The following is a 25,431-nucleotide window of genomic DNA, read 5'->3' as shown; positions in this document are numbered from 1 at the left end:
GAAGATTTCCTTGCCCTTGGCCGGGTCGGCCTTGACCCCTTCCGGCAAGCTGCGGCCATCCAGGTTGGTCAGCACGAACGCCGCCACATCGGCCACGCCCTGCTCGCCAATCGTTCGAACCCAACACCGCTGGACACAGGTGGACGGGCTTGGACACGGGTCGGCGTACCAAAGTTGCGTTGCGGTAACCCGAGGGGTTATCGATACTGGCGCCGATTTTTCGACCAACAAGAACATCAAAACCGTGGAACCTTAGAATGAGCACAGCAATCAGTCCGACTGCTTATAACTATAAGGTCGTCCGCCAGTTCGCCATCATGACGGTGGTCTGGGGGATCCTTGGCATGGGCCTCGGCGTTTTCATCGCCTCGCAACTGGTATGGCCGCAACTGAACCTGGACTTGCCCTGGACCAGCTTCGGCCGCCTGCGCCCGTTGCACACCAACCTGGTGATCTTCGCCTTCGGCGGCTGTGCGTTGTTCGGCACCAGCTACTACGTGGTGCAGCGCACCTGCCAGACCCGGCTGATCTCCGACAGCATGGCGGCCTTCACCTTCTGGGGTTGGCAAGCGGTGATCGTCGGCGCACTGATCACCCTGCCGATGGGCTACACCACCACCAAGGAATACGCCGAGCTGGAATGGCCGCTGGCGATCCTGCTGGCCATTGTCTGGGTGACCTACGGGCTGGTGTTCTTCGGCACCATCGTCAAGCGCAAGACCAAGCACATCTACGTCGGCAACTGGTTCTACGGCGCGTTCATCGTGGTCACCGCGATGCTGCACATCGTCAACCACATCTCGCTGCCGGTCAGCCTGTTCAAGTCGTACTCGGCCTACTCCGGCGCCACTGACGCCATGATCCAGTGGTGGTACGGCCACAACGCCGTGGGCTTCTTCCTCACCACCGGCTTCCTGGGGATGATGTACTACTTCGTGCCCAAGCAGGCCGAGCGGCCGATCTACTCGTATCGCCTGTCGATCGTGCACTTCTGGGCGCTGATCACCCTGTACATCTGGGCCGGCCCGCACCACCTGCACTACACCGCCCTGCCCGACTGGGCACAGTCGCTGGGCATGGTGATGTCGATCATCCTGCTGGCGCCAAGCTGGGGGGGCATGATCAACGGCATGATGACCTTGTCCGGTGCCTGGCATAAATTGCGCACCGACCCGATCCTGCGCTTCCTCGTGGTATCGCTGGCGTTCTACGGCATGTCCACCTTCGAAGGCCCGATGATGGCCATCAAGACCGTGAACTCGCTGTCGCACTACACCGACTGGACCATCGGCCATGTCCACGCCGGTGCCCTTGGTTGGGTAGCGATGATCTCGATCGGCGCGGTTTATCACATGATTCCCAAGCTGTATGGCCGGGCGCAGATGCACAGCGTCGGCTTGATCAACGCGCACTTCTGGCTGGCGACCATCGGCACCGTGCTGTACATCGCCTCGATGTGGGTCAACGGCATCACCCAGGGCCTGATGTGGCGCGCCATCAACGATGACGGCACGCTCACCTACTCCTTCGTCGAAGCCTTGCAGGCCAGCCACCCGGGCTACATCGTCCGCGCACTGGGCGGTGCATTCTTCGCCTCGGGCATGTTGCTGATGGCCTACAACGTGTTCCGCACCGTACGCGCGGCCAACCCGGTTGAAGCAGATGAAGCCGCCAAGATCGTCGTCGTGGGAGCGCACTGATGAAGCATGAAGCCGTCGAGAAGAACATAGGCCTGCTGGCCTTCTTCATGGTCATCGCCGTCAGCGTCGGTGGCCTGACCCAGATCGTCCCGCTGTTTTTCCAGGACGTCACCAACAAACCCGTTGAAGGCATGAAGCCGCGCACCGCGCTGGAGCTTGAAGGCCGCGACATCTACATCCGCGAAGGCTGCGTGGGCTGCCACTCGCAGATGATCCGCCCGTTCCGCGCCGAGACCGAGCGCTACGGCCACTACTCGGTGGCCGGTGAAAGCGTGTGGGACCACCCCTTCCTGTGGGGCTCCAAACGCACCGGCCCGGACCTGGCCCGCGTGGGCGGCCGCTACTCCGATGACTGGCACCGTGCGCACCTGTACAACCCGCGCAACGTGGTGCCCGAATCGAAGATGCCGTCCTACCCGTGGCTGGTCGAGAACAAACTCGACGGCAAGGACACCGCGAAGAAGATGGAAGTCCTGCGGACCCTCGGCACGCCGTACACCGACGCCGACATCGCCGGCGCGCGGGACGCGGTCAAGGGCAAGACCGAGATGGACGCCATCGTCGCGTACCTGCAGGGTCTTGGCACCATCATCAAAAGCAAACGGTGACGCTGATGGATATCGGGATGATTCGCGGCCTGGGCACCGTCGTGGTGATGGTGGCCTTCGTAGGCCTGGCGCTGTGGGTGTTCAACCCACGGCGCAAGCAGGAGTTCGACGAGGCGACCCGGTTGCCCTTCGCGGATGACCCCGAAGCCACCCGGCACGTCGAGCAAGCGCAAGCAAAAGCTTCTGGGAGCAAAAAACAATGACAACCTTCTGGAGTCTGTACGTCACCGTCCTGACCCTGGGCACCATCTTCTCACTGACCTGGCTGCTGCTGTCCACCCGCAAGGGCCAGCGCGAAGAGGTCACCGACGAGACCGTCGGGCATGCCTTCGATGGCATCGAGGAATATGACAACCCGCTGCCCAAATGGTGGTTCTGGCTGTTCGTCGGCACCATCATCTTCGCCCTCGGCTACCTGGTGCTGTACCCAGGCCTGGGTAACTGGAAAGGTATGCTGCCAGGCTATTCGTACCTGGACACCGACAAGCAGACCGAGTTCGCCAACGGCCAGCCGGGCTGGACCGGCGTGCACGAGTGGGAAAAGGAAATGGCCAAGGCCGATGCCCGCTTCGGGCCGATCTTCGCCAAGTTCGCGGCGATGCCCATCGAGGAAGTCGCCAAAGACCCGCAGGCCCTGAAAATGGGCGCACGGCTGTTCGCTTCCAACTGCTCGGTGTGCCACGGCTCCGACGCCAAGGGCGCCTACGGCTTTCCTAACCTGACCGACAACGACTGGCGTTGGGGCGGTGAGCCGGAAACCATCAAGACCACCATCATGGGCGGTCGCCACGGCGTGATGCCGGCCTGGTCCGAGGTGATCGGCGAGCAAGGCGTTGCCGATGTGGCAGCCTTTGTGGTCAGCAAGCTCGATGGCCGCACCCTGCCGGAAGGCGCCAAGGCCGATGCCGAAAACGGGCAGAAGATCTTCGCCGCCAACTGCGTGGCCTGCCACGGGCCAGAGGGCAAGGGTACGCCGGCCATGGGTGCGCCAAACCTGACCCATCCGCAGGCGTTCATCTACGGCTCGAGCTTTGCCCAACTTCAGCAGACCATTCGTTACGGTCGCCAGGGGCAGATGCCGGCGCAGGAGCAGCTGCAGGGCAATGACAAGGTGCACCTGCTGGCAGCTTATGTGTACAGCCTGTCGCATCAGGAGCAGGAGCCTCAAAAGGCTGAGTAAGCAGGTCCGGCCTCTTCGCGGGTAAACCCGCTCCCACAGGTATCTCGCCGAGCCTGAGGGCAGCGGGGTCCCTGTGGGAGCGGGTTTACCCGCGAAGAATCCAGCACAAGCTGACCTGGATCAATTGACACCCGCCATATCACGATTCATACCACGAACCCAACGCGACTAAAGGTCGCAGTGCAACCCCTGGGTGCCATCACAGGCGTATCATGGGTCGCAGAGCGCTAGCAGATTGCGCGAGACTGCGGCCGGCATGCACTGGCCGCGGCATTTCTCCACTGCCGTGGGACTTGATGATGAGCAAGCAAATTCCGGTACATGACGTCACCCCGCCTGCCAACAAAGGGAAGGATTCCGTCGACCTCTACGCCTCCCGCGAGAAAATCTACACCCGCGCCTTCACAGGCGTGTTCCGCCGCCTGCGCATGGTCGGCGGTGCAGTACTGTTCCTGCTCTACTTCGGCACCGTGTGGCTGAACTGGGGCGGTCACCAGGCCGTCTGGTGGAACCTGCCCGAGCGCAAGTTCTACATCTTCGGCGCCACCATCTGGCCCCAGGACTTCATCCTCCTGTCAGGCATCCTCATCGTCGCCGCGTTTGGCCTGTTCTTCGTCACCGTGTATGCCGGCCGGGTGTGGTGCGGCTATACCTGCCCGCAAAGCGTGTGGACGTGGATTTTCATGTGGTGCGAAAAAGTCACCGAGGGTGACCGCAACCAGCGCATGAAGCTCGACCGCGCCCCCATGAGCGGCAACAAGTTCCTGCGCAAATTCGCCAAGCACAGCCTGTGGCTGCTGATCGGTTTCGTCACCGGCATGACCTTTGTCGGTTACTTCTCGCCGATCCGTGAGCTGGCCATCGAATTCTTCACCGGCCAAGCCGATGGCTGGGCCTACTTCTGGGTCGGTTTCTTCACCCTCGCCACCTATGGCAACGCCGGTTGGCTGCGCGAGCAGGTGTGCGTGTACATGTGCCCCTATGCACGCTTCCAGAGCGTGATGTTCGACAAGGACACGCTGATCGTGTCCTACGACCCGCGCCGTGGCGAAACCCGTGGCCCGCGTAAAAAAGACATCGACTACAAGGCCCAAGGCCTGGGCGACTGCATCGACTGCACCATGTGCGTGCAGGTCTGCCCCACCGGCATCGACATCCGCGACGGCCTGCAGATCGAGTGTATCGGCTGCGCCGCGTGCATCGACGCCTGCGACACCATCATGGACAAGATGAACTACCCCAAAGGGCTGATCAGCTACACCACCGAGCACAACTTGTCGGGGCAGAAAACCCACATGCTGCGCCCTCGGCTGATCGGCTATGCGCTGGTGCTGCTGGTCATGATCGGCGCCCTGGCCACCGCCTTCGCCACCCGCTCGCTGGTCGGCTTCGACGTCAGCAAAGACCGCGTGCTGTACCGCGAAAACGCCCAGGGCCGGATCGAGAACGTCTACAGCCTCAAGGTCATGAACAAAGACCAACGCGACCACGTCTACGTGCTCGATGCCGCCGGCCTGCCGGACCTCAAGCTCGAAGGCCAGCGCGAGATCCGCGTGGCGGCCGGTGACATCGTCAGCCTGCCCGTGCAGCTGTCGATAGCGCCCGAGAAACTACCATCGACCACCAACGAAATCACCTTCATCCTCAAGAGCGCCGATGACAGCGACGCCCAGGTTGAAGCCAAGAGCCGCTTCATCGGCCCACAGATCCGCTGAGAGAGATTATCGACAATGCCTGCCGCCACCGCCGCCAGCCCTTGGTACAAGCACCTCTGGCCCTGGATCATCATCGGCATCCTCACCACCTCGGTGTGCCTGAGCCTGACCATGGTCAGCATTGCCGTGCGCAACCCGGACAACCTGGTCAACGACAACTACTACGAGGCCGGCAAAGGCATCAACCGCTCGCTGGACCGTGAGCTGCTGGCCCAGACCTTGAACCTCAAGGCCAGCGTGCATTTGGATGAGCTGACCGGCGAAGTCGACCTGCGCCTGACGGGCGACAGCGACCCGCAAACGCTGGAACTGAACCTGATCTCGCCCACCCAGCCGAACAAGGACCGCAAGGTGGCGCTAACCCGTGCCGAGGCTGGGCGCTATGTCGGGCAACTGGACGACAAGGTCGAAGGGCGGCGCTTCGTCGAGTTGCTGGGCAGCCAGCAAGGGCAGGTGTGGCGGTTGTTCGAGGAAGAGAAGGTGGAGCATGGTGTGACTCTGCAGCTGGGCGATGAAGCGTTGCTAGGCGCAGAACACAAGTAATCGCGACACTTTCTCTACCTGTGGGAGCGGGCTTGCCCCGCGAAAGGGCCAAGCCTGCTTATGATGTCGCCCATGCCGGCCCATTCGCGGGGCAAGCCCGCTCCCACAGGACCCGTCCCTGACAGTCAATGCGTGCTCGCCTTATGACCCAACCCACCCCCTGCTACCACTGCGCCCTGCCCGTCCCCGCCGGCAACCGCTTCACCGCCGTGGTCCTCGGCGAGCCACGGCAGTTCTGCTGCCCAGGCTGCCAGGCAGTGGCCGAGTCCATCGTCGCCGGGGGCCTGGAGCACTATTACCAACACCGCAGTGACACCAGCGCCAACCCCGAAGCCTTGCCCAGGCAACTGCAGGATGAACTGGCGCTCTACGACCGCAGCGACGTGCAACAAACCTTCGTCCGCCACGCCGGCGAACTGGCCGAAGCCACCTTGCTGGTCGAGGGCATCAGTTGCGCCGCCTGCGGCTGGCTGATCGAAAAGCACCTGCGCAACCTGCCCGGGGTCACCGAAGCACGCCTGAACCTGTCCAATCACCGCCTGCTGCTGGCCTGGGACGACCACCAGCTGCCCCTCTCGCGCCTGCTCGCCGAGCTGCGCCAGATCGGCTACGCCGCCCACCCCTACCAACCCGACCAGGCCGCCGAACAGCTGGCCCGGGAGAACCGCAGCGCCTTACGGCGCCTGGGTGTCGCCGGGCTGCTGTGGTTCCAGGCGATGATGGCAACCATGGCCACCTGGCCCGAATTCAACATCGACCTGTCGCCCGAGCTGCACACCATCCTGCGCTGGGTCGCGCTGTTTCTGACCATCCCGATCGTGTTCTACAGCTGCGCGCCATTCTTCAAAGGCGCAGCGCGCGACCTGCGCACCCGTCACCTGACCATGGACGTCTCGGTATCGCTGGCCATCGCCCTGGCGTTCGGCGCCGGGATCTGGACCGCGATCAGCGGCAGCGGCGAGCTGTATTTCGATACCGTCGGCATGTTTGCCCTGTTCCTGCTGACCGGTCGCTACCTTGAGCGACGTGCCCGCGAGCGCACCGCGGCGGCCACCGCGCAACTGGTCAACCTGCTGCCCGCCTCGTGCCTGCGCCTGGACGTTATCGGCCGTGCCGAGCGCATCCTGCTCAGCGAACTGCAGCGCGGCGACACGGTGCAAGTCCTGCCCGGCGCGGTAATCCCCGCCGATGGGCGCATCGTCGAAGGCCGCTCCAGCGTCGACGAGTCACTGCTGACCGGCGAATACCTGCCGCAGCCGCGTCGCGTCGGCGATCGGGTCACCGGTGGCACCCTGAACGTCGAGAGCACCCTGAACGTGGAAGTCGAAGCCCTCGGCCACGACTCGCGGCTGTCGGCCATCGTCCGCCTGCTGGAACGCGCGCAGACCGAAAAGCCGCGCCTGGCCGAGATCGCCGACCGCGCTTCGCAGTGGTTCTTGCTGTTTACCTTGATAGCCGCCGTAGCCATCGGCCTGTGGTGGTGGCACCTGGCCCCGGACCGCGCCTTCTGGATCGTGCTGGCCATGCTGGTGGCGACCTGCCCTTGCGCCTTGTCCCTGGCCACGCCCACGGCCCTTACCGCCGCCACCGGCACCCTGCACAAACTCGGCCTGCTGGTGACCCGCGGCCATGTGCTCGAAGGCCTCAACCAGATCGACACGGTCATCTTCGACAAGACCGGCACGCTCACCGAAGGCCGCCTGACCCTGCGCAGCATTCGCCCGCTGGCCGACCTGGCCGCCGACCGTTGCCTGGCCCTGGCCGCCGCCCTGGAAAACCGCTCCGAACACCCCATCGCACGCGCTTTCGGCCGCACCGCCGCGCCCGCCGACGACGTGCAGACCGTGCCAGGCCTGGGCCTGGAGGGGCTGGTTGACGGCCAACGCCTGCGTATCGGCCAGGCCACGTTCGTGTGCGCCCTGAGTGGCGCAGAAATCCCCGGCGTGCCCGAGCCACGCGGCCAATGGCTGCTGCTGGGTGATCGCCAAGGGCCGCTGGCCTGGTTCGGCCTCGATGACCGCCTGCGCGATGATGCCCCGGCCCTGCTCGCCGCCTGCAAGGCGCGGGGCTGGCGGACGCTGCTGCTGTCGGGTGACAGCTCGCCGATGGTCGCCGAAGTGGCGGCGCAACTGGGCATCGACCAGGCCATCGGCGGCCTGCGCCCGGACGACAAGCTGGACCGGCTCAAGGCGCTGCAAGCCGCTGGCCGCAAGGTGCTGATGCTGGGTGATGGGGTCAACGACGTGCCGGTGCTGGCTGCCGCCGACATCAGCATCGCCATGGGCAGCGCCACTGACCTGGCCAAGACCAGCGCCGATGCGGTGCTGCTGTCCAACCGCCTGCAGGCGCTGGTACAGGCCTTCGACCTGGCCCGCCGCACGCGCCGCAACATCCTCGAGAACCTGCTGTGGGCGACCCTGTATAATGGCCTCATGTTGCCGTTTGCCGCGCTCGGCTGGATCACCCCCGTGTGGGCGGCCATCGGCATGTCGGTGAGCTCGCTGATCGTGGTCCTCAACGCCCTGCGCCTGACCCGGCTGCCAGGCGTGGCGGCCTCCAGCAGCCACCCGCAACCCGCCACCGCCTGATCAGGAGCCGCCCATGCCAGCCCTCTATGTCATGATCCCGGCCGCCCTGCTGCTTGTCGGCGTCGCCGTGTACATCTTCTTCTGGGCAGTGGACAGCGGCCAGTACGACGACCTCGAAGGCCCTGCCCACAGCATCCTGTTCGACGACCAGGACCCGCGCCACCAGGCTGCGGTCAAGCCGGACGACAGCTTGGCCGAAGACGACAAGGAACCCCCACCTCGTGCCTGACCTGCTGCCCCTGCTCGGCTCGGCGCTGATCCTTGGCCTGCTCGGTGGCGGCCACTGCCTGGGCATGTGCGGCGGCCTGATGGGCGCGCTGACCCTGGCCATCCCGCCCGAGCAGCGCGGTCGACGCTTGCAGCTGCTGTTGGCGTACAACATCGGGCGCATTCTCAGCTATGCCTGCGCCGGCCTGCTGGTGGGCCTGGCTGGCTGGGCCGTGGCCAGCAGCCCGGCCGCCCTGGCGCTGCGGGTGGTAGCCGCGTTGCTGTTGATTGCCATGGGGCTATACCTGGCCGGCTGGTGGAGCGGGTTGACCCGTATCGAGGCCCTGGGCCGAGGGCTGTGGCGGCATATCCAGCCAGTCGCCTCGCGCTTGCTGCCGGTGTCGAGCCTGCCGCGCGCCCTGTTGCTGGGGGCCTTGTGGGGCTGGTTGCCGTGCGGGCTGGTGTACAGCACGTTGCTGTGGGCTGCGAGCCAGGGGAATGCGGGGTACAGCGCCGCGTTGATGCTAGCCTTCGGGCTGGGCACCTGGCCGGTATTGCTCGCCACGGGCTTGGCGGCGGAGCGGGTCAGCAGCCTGTTGCGACGGCGCAGCGTGCGCATGGCGGGTGGCTTGCTGGTCATCCTGTTTGGCCTGTGGACGCTGCCTGGGCCACACCAGCATTGGTTGATGGGGCACTGAAGCGGGCTGCTGTGCAGCCCATCGCCGGCAAGCCAGCGCCCACTGCTACAGCACAAGCCTTGAGGCAGTGAGGCACCTGTGGGAGCTGGCTTGCCGGCGATGGGCCGCTCAGCGGCCCTAAAGGCTCTTGATACAAATCAACACAGATTCCTACAGACGGCCATAGACTCCGGACACTGCTCGCTCTATCCGGGGACCGCCCACATGCTCGACGACCTACGTTGGGACACCGACCTGATCCGCCGCTACGACCTGGCCGGACCACGCTACACCTCCTACCCGACCGCCGTGCAACTGCACAGCGAAGTGGGCTCGTTCGACCTGCTCCACGCGCTGCGCGAGAGCCGCCGGGCGGTGCGCCCGTTGTCGCTGTACGTGCACGTGCCGTTTTGCGCCAACATCTGCTACTACTGCGCCTGCAACAAAGTCATCACCAAGGACCGTGGCCGCGCTGCGCCCTACCTGCAACGCCTGGAGCAGGAAATCCAGCTGATCGCCTGCCACCTGGACCCCAAGCAACGGGTCGAGCAACTGCACTTCGGCGGCGGCACGCCCACCTTCCTCAGCCCCGTGGAATTGCGCCAGCTGATGGCCACCCTGCGCCAGCATTTCAACCTGCTGGACGATGATTCCGGCGACTACGGCATCGAAATCGACCCACGCGAAGCCGACTGGTCGACCATGGGCCTGCTCCGCGAGCTGGGCTTCAACCGTGTCAGCCTGGGCGTGCAGGACCTGGACCCGGCCGTGCAGCGGGCGGTCAACCGCCTGCAGAGCCTGGAGCAGACCCGCACCCTGATCGAGGCGGCGCGTACCTTGCAGTTCCGCTCGATCAACCTGGACTTGATCTACGGCCTGCCCAAACAGACCCCGGAAGGCTTTGCCCGCACCGTCGAAGAGGTGATCCGCCTGCAACCCGACCGCCTGTCGGTGTTCAACTACGCCCACCTGCCCGAGCGTTTCATGCCTCAGCGACGCATCGACAACAATGACCTGCCGAGCCCGTCAGCCAAGCTCGAGATGCTGCATGCCACCATCGACCAGCTGACCGCTGCCGGTTACCGCTACATCGGCATGGACCACTTCGCCCTGCCCGACGATGAGCTGGCCATGGCCCAGGAAGAAGGCACCCTGCAACGCAACTTCCAGGGCTACACCACCCATGGCCATTGCGACCTGATCGGCCTGGGGGTGTCTGCCATCAGCCAGATCGGCGACCTCTATTGCCAGAACAGCAGCGACCTCAACACCTACCAGGACAGCCTCTCCAACGCCCAACTGGCCACCCAGCGCGGCCTGCTGTGCAACCACGACGATCGCCTGCGCCGGGCAGTGATCCAGCAGTTGATCTGCCATTTCGAACTGGACTACGAGCCGATCGAACAGGCCTTCACCATCGATTTTCGCGGTTACTTCAATGACCTTTGGCCAGAACTGCTGACCTTGCAGCGTGATGGCCTGATCAGCCTGGACGACAAGGGCATCCGCATCCTGCCCGCCGGCCGCCTGTTGGCGCGCTCGGTGTGCATGGTGTTCGACGCCTACCTGGCGATGCAAAACCGCCAGCGCTTCTCACGGGTCATCTGAAAAGCGAGACGTTCAACCGCATGGACAAGTGGGCTTGTGCGGCACACTATGGGTACACGAAAGGCCTCGGCGCGCACCCGCCGCGGCTTCGCCAGCACGCTCCACAATAGCGCACGCTGGCCTACAACCTACGCCGTGAGTTACCCTTACGTCTTATGTGTGCTTTCCCACAAGGATCGATTGAAAATGTCCGAGCCAGTTAAACTGCGCCCACATACCCAGGCCCATTGCAAGGATTGCAGCCTGGCCCCCCTGTGCCTGCCTCTTTCGCTGAACCTGGAAGACATGGAAGCACTGGATGAAATCGTCAAACGTGGACGGCCGCTGAAGAAAGGCGAGTTCCTGTTCCGCCAGGGTGACAATTTCGGCTCGGTCTACGCAGTACGTTCCGGCGCCCTCAAAACCTTCAGCCTCAGCGACAGCGGCGAAGAGCAGATCACCGGCTTCCACCTGCCCAGCGAACTGGTCGGCCTGTCCGGCATGGACACCGAAGCCTACCCGGTGTCGGCCCAGGCCCAAGAGACCACGTCGGTGTGCGAAATCCCCTTCGAACGCCTCGACGAACTCTCGGTGCAATTGCCGCAGTTGCGTCGTCAGCTGATGCGTGTGATGAGCCGCGAGATCCGCGACGACCAGCAAATGATGCTGCTGCTGTCGAAGAAAACCGCCGACGAACGCATTGCCACCTTCCTGGTCAACCTGTCCGCACGCTTCCGCGCACGTGGCTACTCGGCTAACCAGTTCCGCCTGAGCATGTCGCGCAACGAAATCGGCAATTACCTGGGCCTGGCGGTGGAAACCGTGTCGCGGGTCTTCACCCGCTTCCAGCAAAACGGCCTGATTCGCGCCGAAGGCAAGGAAGTGCATATCCTCGACCCGATTCAGTTGTGCGCGCTGGCCGGCGGTGCAATGGAGGCCTGAGCCTTTGTTAACGGGTATACTGGCGCCATCGTTTTTCCAGGATACCCGCAACAATGCATAGCGAAGCCTTCGACCTCAAAGCCCTGATCCGCCCGGTAGTGGACTTCCCCAAACCGGGTGTGATCTTTCGCGACATCACCCCGCTGTTCCAATCCCCACGCGGGCTGCGCTATGTCGCCGACCAGTTCATCGAGCGTTATGTCGAGGCTGAGTTCAGCCACATCGGCGCCATGGACGCGCGCGGCTTCCTGATCGGCTCAATCATCGCCCACCAGCTGAACAAGCCGCTGATCCTGTTCCGCAAACAGGGCAAGCTGCCGGCTGACGTGCTGAGCGAGGGTTATCAGACCGAGTACGGCGAGGCCTTCCTCGAAGTGCATGCCGACAGCTTGTGCGAAGGCGACTCGGTGTTGATTTTCGATGACCTGATTGCCACTGGCGGCACCCTGCTGGCGGCAGCCAACCTGGTGCGCCGTACCGGGGCTCAGGTATTTGAAGCGGCAGCGATCATTGACCTGCCGGAGCTGGAGGGTTCGCGCCGGCTGCAGGCTGCGGGTGTGCCGACCTTCTGCCTGACCGAGTTTTCGCTGAACGAATACTGAGTCGTATTCAGGGGCGGCGTTGCCACCCATTCGTGGGACAAGCCCGCTCCCACAGGTCTTGTGAAGGCCTTTGAGGTACCGCAGTACCTGTGGGAGCGGGCTTGTCCCGCGAATGGGCCGCACAGCGGCCCCACTATTTCGAATCACAGCGAAATCGGCCTGCGCCCCGCAAAGGCATGCGCCAATGTCCCGCCATCCACCAGCTCCAGCTCGCCACCCAGCGGCACACCATGGGCAATGCGCGACGCCACCAGGCCTTTCTCGTTCAGCAACTGCGCGATGTAATGCGCCGTCGCCTCCCCTTCCACCGTCGGGTTGGTCGCCAGGATCACCTCGGTAAAGGTGCCCTGCTCCTCGATTCGCGCCATCAGCTGCGGCACGCCGATCGCCTCAGGCCCCAGGCCATCGAGCGGCGACAGATGCCCCTTGAGCACGAAATAGCGGCCGCGGTAACCAGTCTGCTCCACCGCATACACATCCACCGGCCCTTCGACCACACACAACTGCGTGTCGTCACGGCGCGGGTCGGCGCACTGCGGGCAGAGTTCTTGCTCGGTCAGGGTGCGGCACTGACGGCAATGGCCAACCCCTTCCATGGCCTGGGTCAACGCCTGAGCCAACCGCAGGCCGCCGCTGCGGTCACGCTCAAGCAGTTGCAGGGCCATGCGCTGGGCGGTTTTCTGGCCCACACCCGGCAGGGTGCGCAAGGCATCGATCAGTTGGCGGATCAGGGGGCTGAAGCTCATGTAGGCAGGCCTGCAAGTCGGGGGAACAGAATGAACAAGGGAGCAACGGCCCCAAGGCCGTTGCTCCCCATTTGACGCAAAAGGTGTATCAGAACGGCATTTTGAAGCCTGGCGGCAACTGCATGCCAGCGGTCATGCCGCCCATTTTTTCCTGGCTGCTCTGCTCGACCTTACGGACCGCATCGTTCAGTGCAGCAGCGATCAGGTCTTCAAGCACTTCCTTGTCGTCTTCATCGGTCGACATCAGGCTTTGGTCGATGCTGACGCGCTTAACGTCGTGACGACCAGTCATCACCACGCTCACCAGGCCGCCACCGGATTGGCCGGTCACTTCGGCGTTGGCCAGTTCTTCTTGCATCTTGGCCATTTTTTCCTGCATCTGCTGGGCCTGCTTCATCAGGCCGGCCATGCCACCTTTCATCATGGGGGTATACCTCGATTGGGTCATGTGATGCGGCCCGGCACCGGGCCAGCCGCATGGTTATCCGTTACTGGCCCTGATTGGCCAGGGCCTCTACAGGCTCAATAGTATCCTGTCGCACCTTGGCACCGAACTGCTTGATCATCTGCTGGATCAACGGGTCCTGCTCGATCGACACCACGGCGTCCTGCTGGCGCTCGGCACGCTTGCGCGAGGCGGCCTGGGCCGGCGTTTCCTGCTCAGGGCGTATCAGCTCGATACGCAGGTTCAGGGTGCGCCCCAGGTGCTGATTGAGCGCGTCGTTCAAGCGCCGCTGCTGGGTGGCGTTGAACAGTGCGCCCTGGCCTGGGTCCAGGTGCAGCAGCCAGTCGTCGCCGTCGGCGGCAATCAGCGTACAGTTTGCGGCGATGTTGCCTGTCATACCGGAGACAGGCAACTGTGGGAATAATTCCAGCCATTGCAGGGCCAGGCCCGTAGCCGGCTGGGCGGCCGGCAGCGGTTCGGCAGCAGGCTTGCGCTGCTCTTCCTGAACGTGCTCGGCCAGTTCATCGAGGTAACTGAAGCCGACGGGGTCGCTGTCACCTACGTAGTAATCTTCGTCCGCTGGCGGTTCGTCGTCGCGGTCCATGCCCGCTGCCGCATAGGCCGACGGGTCGAACGGCGGCTCGTCGTAGGCCGGCTGCTCGCGCTGCGGCTCGGCCATGGCTGGCTGGGGCGCGGGTGTTGGCTCAGGTGTTGGCTCAGCCACAGGCACCGGCGAGGCGGCAACCGGCACGGGGGGCGCTACAGGCTCTTCCCAGGGCAGGTCGATGACGTCCTCGACAGGTGCGGGTGCCGGCGCAGCAGGTTCAACTGGCGCTGGCTGGGTAACGGCAGGCGTCGGCTCTACAGCGAGTGCTACAGGGGTCGGCACCTCCACCGCTTGCGCGACAACCGGCGCCACGGGCGCTGCGGCTGGCTGATGGGCCACTCCCGCAGTTGCCACCGGTGTTGCAGGATCAGCTGTGGCTTGGCTGATCCCCACCGGCTTTAGCACCGGTTTCGGCGCGTCATCGGTGTCGGCCGGGCGGAACGCCAGCATGCGCAACAGGACCATCTCGAAGCCACCCCGCGGGTCTGGCGCCAAGGGCAGGTCGCGGCGGCCAATCAGGCCCATCTGGTAATAGAATTGCACGTCCTCGGCCGGCAATGCCGAGGCCAGCGCCAACACGCGGTCGCGGTCGCCCTGGCCGTTGTCCACCGCCTCCGGCAGAGCCTGGGCAATGGCGACACGGTGCAGCACGTTGAGCATTTCGGCCAGCACGCCGCTCCAGTCCGGCCCTTGCTCGGCAAGGTTGCGCACCGCCTCCAGCAGCGCGCGGGCATCGCCTTCTAGCAGCGCCTGCAGCACGCCATAGACCTGGCCATGGTCGAGGCTACCGAGCATGGCCCGCACATCGGCCGCCAGCACCTTGCCTTCACCAAACGCGATGGCCTGGTCAGTCAAGCTCATGGCATCGCGCATCGAACCGTCGGCGGCGCGGCCCAGCAGCCATAGGGCATCTGGCTCGAACGGCACGTTTTCGGCGGTCAGCACATGGCTAAGGTGCTCGACTACCCGCTCCGGGCTCATGTTCTTCAGCGAGAACTGCAGGCAACGCGACAGGATGGTCGCTGGCAGCTTCTGCGGGTCGGTGGTGGCGAGGATGAACTTGACGTAGGGCGGCGGCTCTTCCAGCGTCTTGAGCAAGGCGTTGAACGAGTGGGTCGAGAGCATGTGCACTTCGTCGATCAAATAGACCTTGAAGCGCCCACGGCTCGGGGCATATTGCACGTTATCCAGCAGCTCGCGGGTGTCTTCGACCTTGGTGCGGCTGGCGGCGTCGATCTCGATCAGGTCGACGAAACGGCCCTCGTCGATCTCCCGGCACACTGAACAGGTGCCGCAGGGCGTCGAGGTGATGCCGGTTTCGCAGTTCAGGCATTTGGCGATAATGCGGGCGATGGTAGTCTTGCCCACACCGCGGGTGCCGGTAAACAGGTAGGCATGGTGCAAGCGCTGGTTGTCCAAGGCATTGATCAAGGCCTTGAGCACATGGGCCTGGCCGACCATTTCGCGGAACGAGCGCGGACGCCATTTTCGTGCAAGAACCTGATAACTCATCGAAAAACCATCGTAGCCTGATCGAGCGGAAGATCGCTAATGCTAGCGGAGCGGGGCCGAAATTGCACCCTGCGCGACTGGTCTAAGCTATGAAACTGGCGCGCTATCCAGGGAGGATGTGCCTTGCGAAGACTGTTGCCCCTGCTATTGCTGTGGACCACCCACAGCCTGGCCGACCCACCCGTGCTGCGTTTTTCCGTCGCCGAGAGCTGGAGCATGCCGCTGATGCGTGTCGAAGGCGATCAGCCGGTGGAAGGTTTGCTGTTCGACCTGATGCAGGCCATTGCCCGGGAAGTGGGTGTACGCCCGGAGTATCACGTACTGGCACGCCTGCGCCTGCAGGAGGCCATGGAAAGCGGCGATATCGACGTGCGCTGCTATGTCAGCACCCAATGGTTTCAGGATCGGCCGGGCAATTTTGTCTGGAGCATCCCCGTGATCCACCAGCGCGACGTATTGGTTGGCGGCGCTGATGCAAGCAACCCTACCCGCCCAGAGCAACTGGCGCCGCAAGCCATCGGCACTGTGCTGGGTTATGCCTACGGCACCTTGCAACCCTTGTTCGAACAGGGCCGATTGCACCGCGAAGACAGCCGCAGCCAGCTGCTGGCCCTGCAGAAGCTGCACGCGGGGCGGTATCTGCATGCGGTGAGCAACGAATTGTCGTTGCAGTGGTTCAACCAAGGCTTGCCGGCGGGGCAACAGCTGCAAACGCTGGCAGTGCTGGAAGAGCAGGACTTGGGATGCATGGTGCGCACTGACCCTGGGGTACCGACGCAAGGGGTGCTCAGGGCACTGGTGCGCATGAAGCAGTCCGGGGAGATCGAGCGGATCAGTCAGCGGTATGGGGGTGCGGGGTATGCTGGGAATGCCGCAGCGCGGACGCCCTAAATAGAGACGTTGCACACAATTTGGGGAGCAGGCGTGTGCTGCGAAGAGGGCGTGCACTGCGCTATTCCGTCAAGCCTCTGCCCCTCATGATCCGCTGCAGGTTGTGGGCGTTGACGAAGATCAAGATGCCCAGCAAGACGAAGCCAATCGCAATCGCTTTGGCAATGCTCATCTGCTCGCCAAAAAACAGGTAGGAAGCAACCAGCCCCGATATAGGCACGAGCAGCGAGAGCGGTGCGACCTGGGCAGCCGGGTATTTCTTCATCAAGTTGTTCCATACCAGGTAGCCCAGGATGGTTGTGATGTAGCTCTGGAACAGCACAGAGAACAAGGCTTCCCACGCTATACCACCGGCAAGCACTGCGAATGAGGCCCAGCCATTGGCTGCGACTGTCAAAACGAATATCGCCGGGACCGAAAAAAGGCTCGACCAGATAATGAACGCGACCATGTCGGCCGGGCGTTTGAGCTTGACCACCAGGTTGCACAGCGACCAGGCCAGGGCAGCGATAAGTACAAGTAGAACACCGGTAACCGTCGACGACTCACCGCCTAATGCCAAGATCATTATCAGACCGCAGGCGGCTGAGGCCATGCCGCACAGATGGATTCCACTGACTCGCTCGCCCAGAAGGAGGCTGCTGAGGAGGATAGTGAAAAAGGCACTGAACTGCAGAAACACCGAAGACATGCCGGGGGACAAGCCTTGGAACATTGCGAAGTTGACCACCCACCACAAGCCGGCGCCGAACATCACACCGTATAGGGCCAGCACCCCATATGAAATGCCTGCCGGGCGCTTGACGAAGAACACCAGAGGCATAGCGCAGAACACGAAACGCAACAGCGTCAGAAGGTAAGGATCCAGGCTTCTCAAGCCTAGTTCGATGACAGAGAAGTTACAGCCCCATAGGACTGTCACCAGAACACCGGCGACCAAATCCCGCTTGCTCATTTTCATGCCTGCTCTCCCTTGTTGCGGCATGCATTACTGTAATGACATTGATTGCGCCTGGATGCAGGAGGCGTCCTACCGACACGTGGGGCTGCTCTGAGAAATTTCGCCTGCATTAAACATCGCTGTTTAAAGCAGCCCGCTGACTGTGGGCAGACCCCGCTACTTCTGGCGTTCGACAGCCAATGTCACGGCATCAGCCTGGCCCCAGGCGATTTGCATGGCGCGCAGGCCATGCTCCAGTAGCTGTCGCGTTTCTTCGTCTTGGATGCGCTCAAGTGCTCGACGGCTGTCGCTGTAGGCGAACATTAGGTAGTGGGAGACATTCATCAGCGCGAACTCTATTGGCACGACGCCTTCGCTGATGGCGCGGGAAAGGGATTTACCGGGGGGAAGGTCGAAGGTATGGGGTGGGTCGGGGACGATTTTTTTCATTACATATCCGTACTGATTAGGCTGCCTCCTTCCGTTTCCACACATTAGGGTGGCAGCTGTAAGCGGGGTGGAAATCCAGGCGTACGGTAAACCCGGTAGGTACGAATACCTCCCGCTACAGCTGCCATAACTGACAGATGTCCCGCACAACTCAGGTTTCCACACCCGATCGCTGAACCGACAGCGACCGCAAAAGCCTATTGGGTGGGGTTTCCAAGGACAATCAGACGGGAGTCGACGGGATGCGTAGGATATTTCTGCAAGCCTTACAAATGCAGCAGGAAACCGCCTATACGAGAGTAGGATCCTTCCTTGTTGGCAATTGGACTACGAAATCTGGTGTATAGAGCGATTCCGACCTCTCGCCTGATGGCGCATAATTTTCGCCACCCCTCAAAAAGACACCTCCCGATGCTCCAAGATGATCGAGACAATCTCGAACTCGACAGACTACAGATCGAGAATCGCAAGCTAGCTGCAGAAGCACTCAAATTCATGGCTGAAGAGCGCAAGCTTAGACAAGAGGCGTTCTGGCACCCCTTCGCAACCGGCTCGGTCATACTGACTGCCATTGCGGGTATCATGGCCCTGCTGGTTAAACTCTAAGCACGCTCGTTTATGGCAAGAGGAAAGATCATGCCCCGTTCCACTCAAGATAGGGTTGAACAATCCCATCGCGAAGTTGAGGCCCTGGCCGAAGAAATGCGCAAGGCAAGAGCCTTTTCTCCTTGGTCAGCGCTTTTGCCGTTCAGCCTAGGTGCGGGCTTTGCTTTGGCGTTACTTCTCGCCGGCCTCTTGATCTTGAGACTGCTGTAATCCCGAGCGCTGTCTTCAACCTGACGCAATCAAACCGGCACTCAAGAACATCCCAACCCCAAACACCGTATGGGTCACCAGACTCTTCAGGCAGTTACGCCCAGGTGTCGGCGTCCGCGAGGCAAAGAGCCCCGCCCCCATCACCGGCTGCATGAAGCACAGCGGCGCCACCACCGTCGCCATACCCCAAACCAGCGCAGGCCAAAGCGTCGGGGCACTCAGCCAGCCCTCCCCGACCATCCCCACCAGCATCACGGCAAACAGCACACCGATCACGTAGTGGATAACCCACCCCAAGGCCAGTTCGTTCGCAACCGGTTCGGCCTTGGCGATAGCGTCGTGGCGCACCCGCCCCTTCATCACATGGCCCGCCCAGCGCCCCACCATGGCGAAATTCAAGGTAGGGATACCCAAGCGCCGCAGCAACATCCCCCACAGGTCCATGATCACGGTGGCCCCAACCCCGATCAGCAAAGCGGCTTTTAGCATGGCAAGCGTCATCGATTCAGCCCTCTAAGATTGACGTTCAGCAACATGCCGCGCAGCATAGAAGTTGAAGTCAACTTCAAGTCAAGGCCTAGAATGGACATTGCCGATGTCGCCAAGCGCACAGGCGTACCCGCATCAACGCTGCGCTATTACGAAAAGAAAGGCTTGCTCAAGTCCCTCGCCGGCCGCGGCCAGCGGCGGCAGTTTGCTGCCGACGTGGCAGACCGGCTGGCACTGATTGCCCTAGGCCAGGCTGCAGGCTTTTCCCTGGATGAAGTGGGCGCGATGCTGGTGGACCTGCAGGTCGATCGGTAAATGCTGATAGCTAAAGCGGACGAAATCGATGCACGGGTCAAGCGCTTGCAAGCAATGAGCAAGGGGCTGCGGCATGCAGCGCAGTGCCCGGAGGACGATCACCTGGCCTGTCCGAAATTTCAGCGCTTGATGAAGCTTTCAGCCGCCGGGGTGTTGGGGGAAAAGCACCTACACCAGGGCGGGCCTGGAAAACCGCGAAGCCAGCCACCTCGCCGTACTTAGCCCTACAACCAAAAGCGCAACGCCCTCAATGCTCAACATCATCGCGCTGATGCCTAGCTGCGTGATCAATTGACTGGCTACGAAGGGGAACCCGAACACACCGATGAAATACGACAGGCTGAACAGCAGCAGTGCTTGCGCGGTAAGGCCTGCCGGCGCCTCGTTGGCAGCCAGCCCGTTGATTACCGAGTAGTTCAAGCCATAACCCACGCCCAACAGCATGGCCATCGCCAGATAGCGTTCGGCGCTGTGCACCCATTGATCAAAGCCCACTACAGCAGTGGCCATGATCAAGGTTAAAACCCACGAAGTTGCCAGCGGCGGTTGCTTCACAACCCAGCCGGCCAGCAAGAGCCTGCAGGCGATCGCAGCGCCCATGAAGCCAATGAAGAAGATCGAGTAATCAAGCCCGAGGCGGTCGGCATAGCGGGTCTGGAAACTGCCCATCGTGCCGAAAATCGCCCCACCCAGCCCTACCATCAAAATCGACAAGCCCGAACGTGAACGCATCACGTTGAGCGCGGACACCAAACCGATCTGCACCTTCTCAGCCGGTCGTTGCCCCAGCGAAGTCGAACCAAGCCAAGTAAAGTACAACCCCGCCAAACCTGCAGCACACGCCGCCACCCAAAAAGCGAGTTGGGTAGGCAGCGCCACGAAGGCCGCGAACTTACCCAGTAATGGCCCGGCACCTATGCCAGTCAACATGCTGCCGGAGAGCAATGCAAAACAGTGCGTGCGGCGTGATGGCTCGACCATTTGAGCAACCATGATCGGCCCTACCGTGTAGAAGAGCCCCCAACCAACCCCAAGCATCAAGCCACACGCCAACAACGCGCCGCCCAGGCCGGGCACCACGGCAAAACCCACTGACGCCACGACCAGGCAGAACGCCCCGACAGCGATAGCGCGAGCAGCACCAACGCGCTGCAACAGATGCCCCGAGCCCACCACAGACAGCAGCGTACTGAGCATCGCGACTGCAAATACCCGCCCTGCATCGCTCGCAGTGCCGCCCAACGCCTGCACCAGCATAGAGAGCAGAAACGTCGTGCCATAGCTGATGGACAGTAGGAAACAGGCGATGCAGAACACAGTAAAGTGCTGAAACCGTGGCAGGGGTACAGACGACTTCATGTAAGCAGTCCTTGCTGAAAGGTACTGCTTTCTATCACGGCACGGCACGGCACAGGCAAAGGCATGCATTTGCTGACGTTGAGATCGTCACTTCAGTACCTAAACGACCGCCACCCTTTGACGCCACTGATCGCGGCTCAACTCCCAGATCTCTTTGAGCACGGCACCACAGACGAAATGCCCCGGCTCAGTCCCGACCAGGCGCATGCCTTCGTGCAGGGAAACACTGCGCGACCTGTCATTGCTCGCCGCCTTGGGCACCTGCATGACGCAACGCCCAAGCGTCTCGAACCAATAGTCGTTGATGACAACACAGGCTTCGCGGATGTAGCCGTTTTTTTGCCATGCAGGGGCGAGCCAGAAGCCACGGTTGTTACCCGGCTGGTCATAGAGGCTGATGCTGCCGATGACCTGCGTTGGCGCGGTTTTCAGGCGGATCATCCAGTGCCATTCGCAACCAGCGTTCATGGCAGGCAATGCGATGTCTCGGACGTAGACGAGTGCGCCGTCTTCGGGATAGGGCCATGGCACGCGGCTGTCCAGGTAGCGGACAATGTCCCAGTGCGGGAACAGCTGCTGAATAGCGGGTACGTCGCCAAGCTGCAGCGGCGTGAGTATCAGGCGCGAAGTTTCGAGGGGAGGAAGGCTGTCCATGGCGCAGCGTCCGTTCTGGAGGCGGTATGGCCTTCTGGCATTCTCACAGAGCAGAGGTAGAAACGTCGAGACGTCATGCGCTTTCGCACATTGACTAAGAGGTAGTTTTGAACGAGAGATCCTTGAGAGCTCAAGGACTTAAAGAATGGAGGCAGCCCCACCAGCCACACCCCGGCACTCGATGTTCCCGCTATGGCTGCTCCCTTCCGGGCCTGACCAGGTTAACGGGTAATCAATGCGGGGGGACCGATGGGGCCACCACTGACGCAACTCGCTAAGCAGCGAGCCGCGCCATTGTACCGGTCTGAGGCGAAGTTACAACCTCTGCGGGGAGAAAAAGTCATCATTTCTCAATGACTTGTTTAAAGGTGGGTCAGATTGCGATGCCCTGCTCCGCCAGGAAGGCGATGAACGCGTCTTCGTCCAGCACCTTCACACCCAGCTCACTGGCCTTGGCCAGCTTGGAGCCCGCGCCAGGGCCGGCGACCACGCAGTGGGTCTTGCCGGAAACGGAACCTGCCACCTTGGCGCCTAGGCTTTCCAGTTTGTCTTTGGCAATGTCGCGGCTCATGCGCTCCAGGGTGCCGGTCAACACCCAGGTCTGCCCGGCCAGAGGCAGGCCTTCGGCGACTTTCTTCTCGCTGTTCCAGTGCATGCCGAACGCCAGCAACTGGGCTTCGATGTCCCGCGCCAGCGTCTGGTTCGGTTCGTCCTTGAAGAACTCGCGCACGGCCTCGGCCTGCTTGGCGGCCAGGGCCTGGCGCAGGTCGATACCGTCGGCGGCGATGATCTTGTCCAGGCTGTCGAGCTTGGCCACCAGCTTCTCAGCGCCGGTCGGGCCGACCGAGGCGATGTCGAGCTTGGCAATCATCCCGGCCAGGGTGGTGCTGGCGGCGAACTCGGCGGCCAAGTCGCCTTCGTCCTGCAACTGCATGCCGCAGGCGAGCAGTTGCTCGATGACTTTGCGGTTGTGCTCGTCTTCGAAGAAGTTGTGGATTTCGTATGCCACTTCAAGCCCGATGTCTGGCAGGTAGGTCAGCACCTGTGGCAGCGCCTGCTGCACCCGCGCCAGGCTGCCCAGCGAGCGAGCCAAGACCTTGGCGGTTTCCTCCCCCACATCCGGAATGCCCAGGGCGTAGATGAAGCGCGCCAGGCTCGGGCGCTTGCTGGCTTCGATGGCATCCAGCAGCTTCTTGCTGGAAACTTCGGCAAAACCTTCCAACCCGACGACCTGGTCGAACTGAAGCTTGTACAGGTCTGCTGGCGAGCCGATCAGCCCTTCGTCCACCAACTGCTCGACGCTCTTTTCGCCCAGGCCGTCGATATCCATCGCGCGGCGCGAAACGTAATGGATGATCGCCTGTTTGAGTTGGGCGCCACAGGCCAGGCGACCGACGCACCGGTACACCGCGCCTTCACTGGTGGTTTCCTTGCCTTTGCTGCGTTTGACCAGCTGCGTGCGCTCGACCTGCGAGCCACACACCGGGCATGCGCTCGGCACTTCAACCGGGCGGGCATCTTCGGGGCGGCGCTCGAGCACTACTTGCATGACTTGCGGGATCACGTCGCCGGCACGGCGGATGATCACCGTGTCGCCAATGCGCAGGCCCAGGCGGGCGATTTCGTCCATGTTGTGCAGGGTGGCGTTGGACACGGTCACGCCGGCCACTTTGACCGGCTTCAGGCGTGCCACAGGCGTCACCGCCCCGGTACGCCCTACCTGAAATTCCACATCCAGCACCTCGGTCAGCTCTTCCATGGCCGGGAACTTGTGGGCAATCGCCCAACGCGGCTCGCGGGCGCGGAAGCCCAGTTCACGCTGAGACGCCAGGCTGTTGACCTTGAACACCACGCCGTCGATCTCATACGGCAGGCTGTTACGGCGCTCGCCGATGTCGCGGTAATACGCCAGGCACTCTTCGATGCCGGCGGCATGCCGTAGCTCACGGCTGATCGGCAGGCCCCAGGCCTTGAGCTGCTCAAGGATGCCAATGTGGCTGTCGCCGATGCTTGCGGACACCTGGCCTACGCCATAGCAGCAGAACTCCAGCGGGCGGCTGGCGGTGATTTTCGAATCCAATTGGCGCAGGCTGCCGGCGGCGGCGTTGCGCGGGTTGGCGAAGGTTTTGCCACCCGCTTCTGCCTGGGCGGCATTGAGCCGATCGAAACCGGCCTTGCTCATGTACACCTCGCCACGCACCTCCAGCACCGCGGGCCAACCTTCGCCCTGCAGCTTGAGCGGGATGTTGCGCACGGTGCGCACGTTGGCACTGATGTCTTCGCCGGTGGTGCCATCGCCACGGGTGGCGCCTTGCACCAATTGACCGTCGCGGTACAACAGGCTTACCGCCAGGCCATCGAGTTTGGGTTCGCAGCTGTAGTCGACCGCACCCGGCTGATCGAGGCCATCTACCACACGGCGGCCGAATTCACGCAGGTCAGCTTCTTCGAAGGCGTTACCCAGGCTGAGCATGGGCACTTCGTGGCGCACCTGGCTGAATGCAGCCAGGGCCTGGCCGCCGACGCGCTGGGTTGGCGAGTCAGGCGTTACCAGGTGCGGGTGTTCGGCTTCCAGCGCCTTGAGCTCATTGAACAGGCGGTCGTATTCAGCATCGGGCACGCTGGGCTCATCGAGCACGTAGTAGCGGTAGTTATGCTGGTCGAGCTCGGCGCGCAGGGCGTGGATTCGGGATTCGGCGGTCATTCGTTTGTCTTCTCTTGCAAAGCAAAAGAGCAGCCTGGGGACGTTGCCTGGGGCTCTGGATCCTTTATCCCTGGTCTGGCCCCTTCGCGGGTAAACCCGCTCCCACAGGTACGCCACTGGGTTCAAAAACAGTGGGGTACCTGTGGGAGCGGGTTTACCCGCGAAGGGGCCAGATCAGACAACCTAGGAGCCCGAACCGGCCAGCACGCCCCGCAGGCTGCTCTTTCGTCTGGATCTATCAGCGCTTCTGGGTCAGCGCGCGGCGCTCGAACTCGACGATGCGCTGGCGGTAGTGCTCGATGGTCTGGGCGGTCAGCACGCTGCGCTGGTCGTCCTTGAGTTCGCCATTGAGCTCATGGGCCAACTTGCGCGCCGCCGCGACCATCACGTCGAAAGCCTGCTTAGGGTGACGCGGGCCTGGCAGCCCCAGGAAGAAGCTCACCGCACGGGTGCTGAAGTGGTCGATGTCGTCCAGGTCGAAAATACCGGGCTTCACGGCGTTGGCCATGGAGAACAGCACCTCGCCGTGGCCGGCCATGCTCTCGTGGCGGTGGAAGATGTCCATCTCGCCAAAACGCAGGCCGCTCTCGAGAATGTTCTGCAGCAGTGCCGGGCCCTTGAAACCACCCTCGTCGCGGGAGATGACGCTGATCACCAGCACCTCTTCAGCGGGAGGCAGTTCCTTGACCGTGTTGTTGCTGGACGATACACCGCTGTTGCGGTTGTTGTCGGCCGCAAAATCATCATCGGCATCGGCGAACAGATCAGGCTCGCGCGCCTCTGCGACCAGGTTCAGGTCACCTTGCGGCACTTCTGCGGCGCGCTTGCCACGCTTGCTGGCCTTGACCGGCTTGGGCTCGCGTTCGCGATCGCGCGACGACGCACTGAGCGAGGGCAGGTCGCTCTCGTCCAGTTCTGGCTCCTTGTGGTTATCCAATACCCGCGATGGGCCGAGCACTTCGGCGCCGCCCTCTTCGTCGGGGACATTGGAATAACTGCGGTCCAGACGGAATTTCAACTTGCCTTTCCCGCCGCGCATGCGGCGCCAGCCGTCGAAAAGAATACCGGCAATGACAATGATGCCGATGAGGATCAGCCACTCGCGCAGACCGATTTCCATGTAATCCCGTGCCTCTATAAAAATATGCTTGAAA

Annotated in this window: 25 protein-coding genes, 1 other RNA gene and 2 pseudogenes; 16 read left to right on the top strand and 12 right to left on the bottom strand. The window is 62.6% G+C overall.

The window, feature by feature from the left end; genetic code table 11:
- Positions 1-117: pseudogene (locus HU750_RS23595) on the bottom strand (cytochrome C oxidase Cbb3); the annotation flags it as partial.
- Positions 118-257: 140 nt separating this feature from the next.
- Here HU750_RS23595 and ccoN point away from each other — a divergent pair.
- The 12 genes from ccoN (at position 258) to HU750_RS23535 (ending at position 12,349) form a co-directional block, all read left to right on the top strand.
- Entirely contained in the window at positions 258-1,700 is a 1,443-nt protein-coding gene (gene ccoN / locus HU750_RS23590; RefSeq protein ID WP_027592924.1) for a cytochrome-c oxidase, cbb3-type subunit I, read from the top strand.
- On the top strand, positions 1,700-2,308 hold the full coding sequence (gene ccoO / locus HU750_RS23585) for a cytochrome-c oxidase, cbb3-type subunit II (RefSeq protein ID WP_003254286.1): 609 nt from the start codon (positions 1,700-1,702) through the stop codon (positions 2,306-2,308). Before ccoN ends, ccoO begins: the two co-directional genes overlap by 1 nt.
- A gap of 5 nt (positions 2,309-2,313) precedes the next feature.
- The gene (locus HU750_RS23580; RefSeq protein WP_033699345.1) at positions 2,314-2,511 is read left to right on the top strand and encodes a CcoQ/FixQ family Cbb3-type cytochrome c oxidase assembly chaperone; all 198 of its coding nucleotides are present in this window, start codon (positions 2,314-2,316) and stop codon (positions 2,509-2,511) included.
- Positions 2,508-3,488 carry a cytochrome-c oxidase, cbb3-type subunit III gene (gene ccoP, locus HU750_RS23575; RefSeq protein WP_027592926.1) on the top strand — a complete coding sequence of 327 codons (981 nt, stop codon included), beginning with the start codon at positions 2,508-2,510 and terminating at the stop codon, positions 3,486-3,488. Before HU750_RS23580 ends, ccoP begins: the two co-directional genes overlap by 4 nt.
- Before the next feature lie 299 nt (positions 3,489-3,787).
- Positions 3,788-5,203 (top strand): cytochrome c oxidase accessory protein CcoG, encoded by a 1,416-nt coding sequence (ccoG, locus tag HU750_RS23570; RefSeq protein WP_027592927.1) that lies wholly within the window; start codon positions 3,788-3,790, stop codon positions 5,201-5,203.
- Positions 5,204-5,218: 15 nt separating this feature from the next.
- Positions 5,219-5,746, top strand: coding sequence for a FixH family protein (locus tag HU750_RS23565; RefSeq protein ID WP_027592928.1), 528 nt, complete (start codon positions 5,219-5,221; stop codon positions 5,744-5,746).
- A gap of 143 nt (positions 5,747-5,889) precedes the next feature.
- A complete protein-coding gene (locus HU750_RS23560; RefSeq protein WP_186682713.1) occupies positions 5,890-8,334 on the top strand; it encodes a heavy metal translocating P-type ATPase in 2,445 nt (814 codons plus the stop codon).
- Positions 8,335-8,347: 13 nt separating this feature from the next.
- A complete protein-coding gene (gene ccoS, locus HU750_RS23555) occupies positions 8,348-8,563 on the top strand; it encodes a cbb3-type cytochrome oxidase assembly protein CcoS (protein ID WP_027592930.1) in 216 nt (71 codons plus the stop codon).
- Positions 8,556-9,239 (top strand): sulfite exporter TauE/SafE family protein, encoded by a 684-nt coding sequence (locus tag HU750_RS23550; protein WP_099428696.1) that lies wholly within the window; start codon positions 8,556-8,558, stop codon positions 9,237-9,239. The genes ccoS and HU750_RS23550 overlap by 8 nt, the downstream gene beginning before the upstream one ends.
- A gap of 204 nt (positions 9,240-9,443) precedes the next feature.
- Positions 9,444-10,826, top strand: a complete 1,383-nt coding sequence (gene hemN / locus HU750_RS23545; protein ID WP_186682711.1) for an oxygen-independent coproporphyrinogen III oxidase — start codon at positions 9,444-9,446, stop codon at positions 10,824-10,826.
- A gap of 186 nt (positions 10,827-11,012) precedes the next feature.
- Positions 11,013-11,747 (top strand): Crp/Fnr family transcriptional regulator FnrA, encoded by a 735-nt coding sequence (gene fnrA / locus HU750_RS23540; protein WP_099454870.1) that lies wholly within the window; start codon positions 11,013-11,015, stop codon positions 11,745-11,747.
- 53 nt (positions 11,748-11,800) lie between these two features.
- Positions 11,801-12,349, top strand: coding sequence for an adenine phosphoribosyltransferase (locus HU750_RS23535; protein ID WP_099454871.1), 549 nt, complete (start codon positions 11,801-11,803; stop codon positions 12,347-12,349).
- Positions 12,350-12,492: 143 nt separating this feature from the next.
- On the opposite strand, the gene recR is transcribed toward HU750_RS23535, so the two are convergent.
- From recR to dnaX, 3 genes are all read right to left on the bottom strand, one after another.
- Positions 12,493-13,095, bottom strand: coding sequence for a recombination mediator RecR (recR, locus tag HU750_RS23530; RefSeq protein ID WP_027592934.1), 603 nt, complete (start codon positions 13,093-13,095; stop codon positions 12,493-12,495).
- 88 nt (positions 13,096-13,183) lie between these two features.
- The gene (locus tag HU750_RS23525; protein ID WP_008093501.1) at positions 13,184-13,519 is read right to left on the bottom strand and encodes a YbaB/EbfC family nucleoid-associated protein; all 336 of its coding nucleotides are present in this window, start codon (positions 13,517-13,519) and stop codon (positions 13,184-13,186) included.
- Positions 13,520-13,583: 64 nt separating this feature from the next.
- Positions 13,584-15,659, bottom strand: coding sequence for a DNA polymerase III subunit gamma/tau (gene dnaX / locus HU750_RS23520; RefSeq protein WP_186682709.1), 2,076 nt, complete (start codon positions 15,657-15,659; stop codon positions 13,584-13,586).
- Between the two features lie 123 nt (positions 15,660-15,782).
- Here dnaX and HU750_RS23515 point away from each other — a divergent pair, with 123 nt between their 5' ends.
- Positions 15,783-16,550 (top strand): substrate-binding periplasmic protein, encoded by a 768-nt coding sequence (locus HU750_RS23515; RefSeq protein WP_085272540.1) that lies wholly within the window; start codon positions 15,783-15,785, stop codon positions 16,548-16,550.
- Between the two features lie 61 nt (positions 16,551-16,611).
- Here the strand turns inward: HU750_RS23515 and HU750_RS23510 are convergent, their stop codons facing one another.
- Positions 16,612-17,511, bottom strand: coding sequence for an EamA family transporter (locus HU750_RS23510; protein ID WP_202883857.1), 900 nt, complete (start codon positions 17,509-17,511; stop codon positions 16,612-16,614).
- A 156-nt stretch (positions 17,512-17,667) separates the two neighbouring features.
- A complete protein-coding gene (locus HU750_RS23505) occupies positions 17,668-17,940 on the bottom strand; it encodes a hypothetical protein (protein WP_027592939.1) in 273 nt (90 codons plus the stop codon).
- A 411-nt stretch (positions 17,941-18,351) separates the two neighbouring features.
- Here HU750_RS23505 and HU750_RS23500 point away from each other — a divergent pair, with 411 nt between their 5' ends.
- Both HU750_RS23500 and HU750_RS23495 read left to right on the top strand, forming a co-directional pair.
- Positions 18,352-18,546, top strand: a complete 195-nt coding sequence (locus HU750_RS23500; RefSeq protein ID WP_085272539.1) for a hypothetical protein — start codon at positions 18,352-18,354, stop codon at positions 18,544-18,546.
- Positions 18,547-18,576: 30 nt separating this feature from the next.
- On the top strand, positions 18,577-18,756 hold the full coding sequence (locus HU750_RS23495) for a hypothetical protein (RefSeq protein ID WP_085272538.1): 180 nt from the start codon (positions 18,577-18,579) through the stop codon (positions 18,754-18,756).
- Between the two features lie 15 nt (positions 18,757-18,771).
- On the opposite strand, the gene HU750_RS23490 is transcribed toward HU750_RS23495, so the two are convergent.
- The gene (locus HU750_RS23490) at positions 18,772-19,245 is read right to left on the bottom strand and encodes a DUF2938 domain-containing protein (protein WP_420876184.1); all 474 of its coding nucleotides are present in this window, start codon (positions 19,243-19,245) and stop codon (positions 18,772-18,774) included.
- Positions 19,246-19,338: 93 nt separating this feature from the next.
- Here HU750_RS23490 and HU750_RS23485 point away from each other — a divergent pair.
- Positions 19,339-19,782 (top strand): annotated as a pseudogene (locus HU750_RS23485) (helix-turn-helix domain-containing protein).
- Here HU750_RS23485 and HU750_RS23480 read toward each other — a convergent pair.
- The 5 genes from HU750_RS23480 to zipA all read right to left on the bottom strand — a co-directional run bounded on the left by HU750_RS23480 (position 19,729) and on the right by zipA (position 25,397).
- Entirely contained in the window at positions 19,729-20,919 is a 1,191-nt protein-coding gene (locus HU750_RS23480) for an MFS transporter (protein WP_186682714.1), read from the bottom strand. The pseudogene HU750_RS23485 and the gene HU750_RS23480 overlap by 54 nt on opposite strands.
- A gap of 99 nt (positions 20,920-21,018) precedes the next feature.
- Positions 21,019-21,573: a GNAT family N-acetyltransferase gene (locus tag HU750_RS23475; RefSeq protein WP_186682705.1), complete on the bottom strand. Its 555-nt coding sequence runs from the start codon at positions 21,571-21,573 to the stop codon at positions 21,019-21,021.
- A 155-nt stretch (positions 21,574-21,728) separates the two neighbouring features.
- An RNA gene (gene ffs / locus HU750_RS23470) (signal recognition particle sRNA small type) lies at positions 21,729-21,825 on the bottom strand.
- 121 nt (positions 21,826-21,946) lie between these two features.
- Positions 21,947-24,277, bottom strand: coding sequence for an NAD-dependent DNA ligase LigA (ligA, locus tag HU750_RS23465; RefSeq protein ID WP_186682703.1), 2,331 nt, complete (start codon positions 24,275-24,277; stop codon positions 21,947-21,949).
- Positions 24,278-24,515: 238 nt separating this feature from the next.
- The gene (zipA, locus tag HU750_RS23460; protein ID WP_186682701.1) at positions 24,516-25,397 is read right to left on the bottom strand and encodes a cell division protein ZipA; all 882 of its coding nucleotides are present in this window, start codon (positions 25,395-25,397) and stop codon (positions 24,516-24,518) included.
- Between the last annotated feature and the right edge of the window lie 34 nt (positions 25,398-25,431).

Origin of the sequence: Pseudomonas sp. SWRI50, assembly GCF_014269095.1 — a bacterium.
Lineage (GTDB): Bacteria > Pseudomonadota > Gammaproteobacteria > Pseudomonadales > Pseudomonadaceae > Aquipseudomonas > Aquipseudomonas kermanshahensis.
The sequence above is the reverse complement of the archived record's forward strand: the minus strand, read 5'-3'. Positions and strand labels throughout refer to the sequence as shown.

What these genes read in the sequence shown, in the direction of transcription:
- HU750_RS23500 (WP_085272539.1), top strand. Translation starts at nt 18,352, where the DNA reads ATGCTCCAAGATGATCGAGACAATCTCGAACTCGACAGACTACAGATC.
- HU750_RS23510 (WP_202883857.1), bottom strand. Translation starts at nt 17,511, where the DNA reads ATGAAAATGAGCAAGCGGGATTTGGTCGCCGGTGTTCTGGTGACAGTC.
- zipA (WP_186682701.1), bottom strand. Translation starts at nt 25,397, where the DNA reads ATGGAAATCGGTCTGCGCGAGTGGCTGATCCTCATCGGCATCATTGTC.
- ccoN (WP_027592924.1), top strand. Translation starts at nt 258, where the DNA reads ATGAGCACAGCAATCAGTCCGACTGCTTATAACTATAAGGTCGTCCGC.
- recR (WP_027592934.1), bottom strand. Translation starts at nt 13,095, where the DNA reads ATGAGCTTCAGCCCCCTGATCCGCCAACTGATCGATGCCTTGCGCACC.
- HU750_RS23475 (WP_186682705.1), bottom strand. Translation starts at nt 21,573, where the DNA reads ATGGACAGCCTTCCTCCCCTCGAAACTTCGCGCCTGATACTCACGCCG.
- HU750_RS23495 (WP_085272538.1), top strand. Translation starts at nt 18,577, where the DNA reads ATGCCCCGTTCCACTCAAGATAGGGTTGAACAATCCCATCGCGAAGTT.
- HU750_RS23525 (WP_008093501.1), bottom strand. Translation starts at nt 13,519, where the DNA reads ATGATGAAAGGTGGCATGGCCGGCCTGATGAAGCAGGCCCAGCAGATG.
- ligA (WP_186682703.1), bottom strand. Translation starts at nt 24,277, where the DNA reads ATGACCGCCGAATCCCGAATCCACGCCCTGCGCGCCGAGCTCGACCAG.
- ccoG (WP_027592927.1), top strand. Translation starts at nt 3,788, where the DNA reads ATGAGCAAGCAAATTCCGGTACATGACGTCACCCCGCCTGCCAACAAA.
- ccoS (WP_027592930.1), top strand. Translation starts at nt 8,348, where the DNA reads ATGCCAGCCCTCTATGTCATGATCCCGGCCGCCCTGCTGCTTGTCGGC.
- dnaX (WP_186682709.1), bottom strand. Translation starts at nt 15,659, where the DNA reads ATGAGTTATCAGGTTCTTGCACGAAAATGGCGTCCGCGCTCGTTCCGC.
- HU750_RS23565 (WP_027592928.1), top strand. Translation starts at nt 5,219, where the DNA reads ATGCCTGCCGCCACCGCCGCCAGCCCTTGGTACAAGCACCTCTGGCCC.
- hemN (WP_186682711.1), top strand. Translation starts at nt 9,444, where the DNA reads ATGCTCGACGACCTACGTTGGGACACCGACCTGATCCGCCGCTACGAC.
- fnrA (WP_099454870.1), top strand. Translation starts at nt 11,013, where the DNA reads ATGTCCGAGCCAGTTAAACTGCGCCCACATACCCAGGCCCATTGCAAG.
- ccoO (WP_003254286.1), top strand. Translation starts at nt 1,700, where the DNA reads ATGAAGCATGAAGCCGTCGAGAAGAACATAGGCCTGCTGGCCTTCTTC.
- HU750_RS23505 (WP_027592939.1), bottom strand. Translation starts at nt 17,940, where the DNA reads ATGAAAAAAATCGTCCCCGACCCACCCCATACCTTCGACCTTCCCCCC.
- HU750_RS23490 (WP_420876184.1), bottom strand. Translation starts at nt 19,245, where the DNA reads ATGCTAAAAGCCGCTTTGCTGATCGGGGTTGGGGCCACCGTGATCATG.
- HU750_RS23480 (WP_186682714.1), bottom strand. Translation starts at nt 20,919, where the DNA reads ATGAAGTCGTCTGTACCCCTGCCACGGTTTCAGCACTTTACTGTGTTC.
- ccoP (WP_027592926.1), top strand. Translation starts at nt 2,508, where the DNA reads ATGACAACCTTCTGGAGTCTGTACGTCACCGTCCTGACCCTGGGCACC.
- HU750_RS23560 (WP_186682713.1), top strand. Translation starts at nt 5,890, where the DNA reads ATGACCCAACCCACCCCCTGCTACCACTGCGCCCTGCCCGTCCCCGCC.
- HU750_RS23580 (WP_033699345.1), top strand. Translation starts at nt 2,314, where the DNA reads ATGGATATCGGGATGATTCGCGGCCTGGGCACCGTCGTGGTGATGGTG.
- HU750_RS23535 (WP_099454871.1), top strand. Translation starts at nt 11,801, where the DNA reads ATGCATAGCGAAGCCTTCGACCTCAAAGCCCTGATCCGCCCGGTAGTG.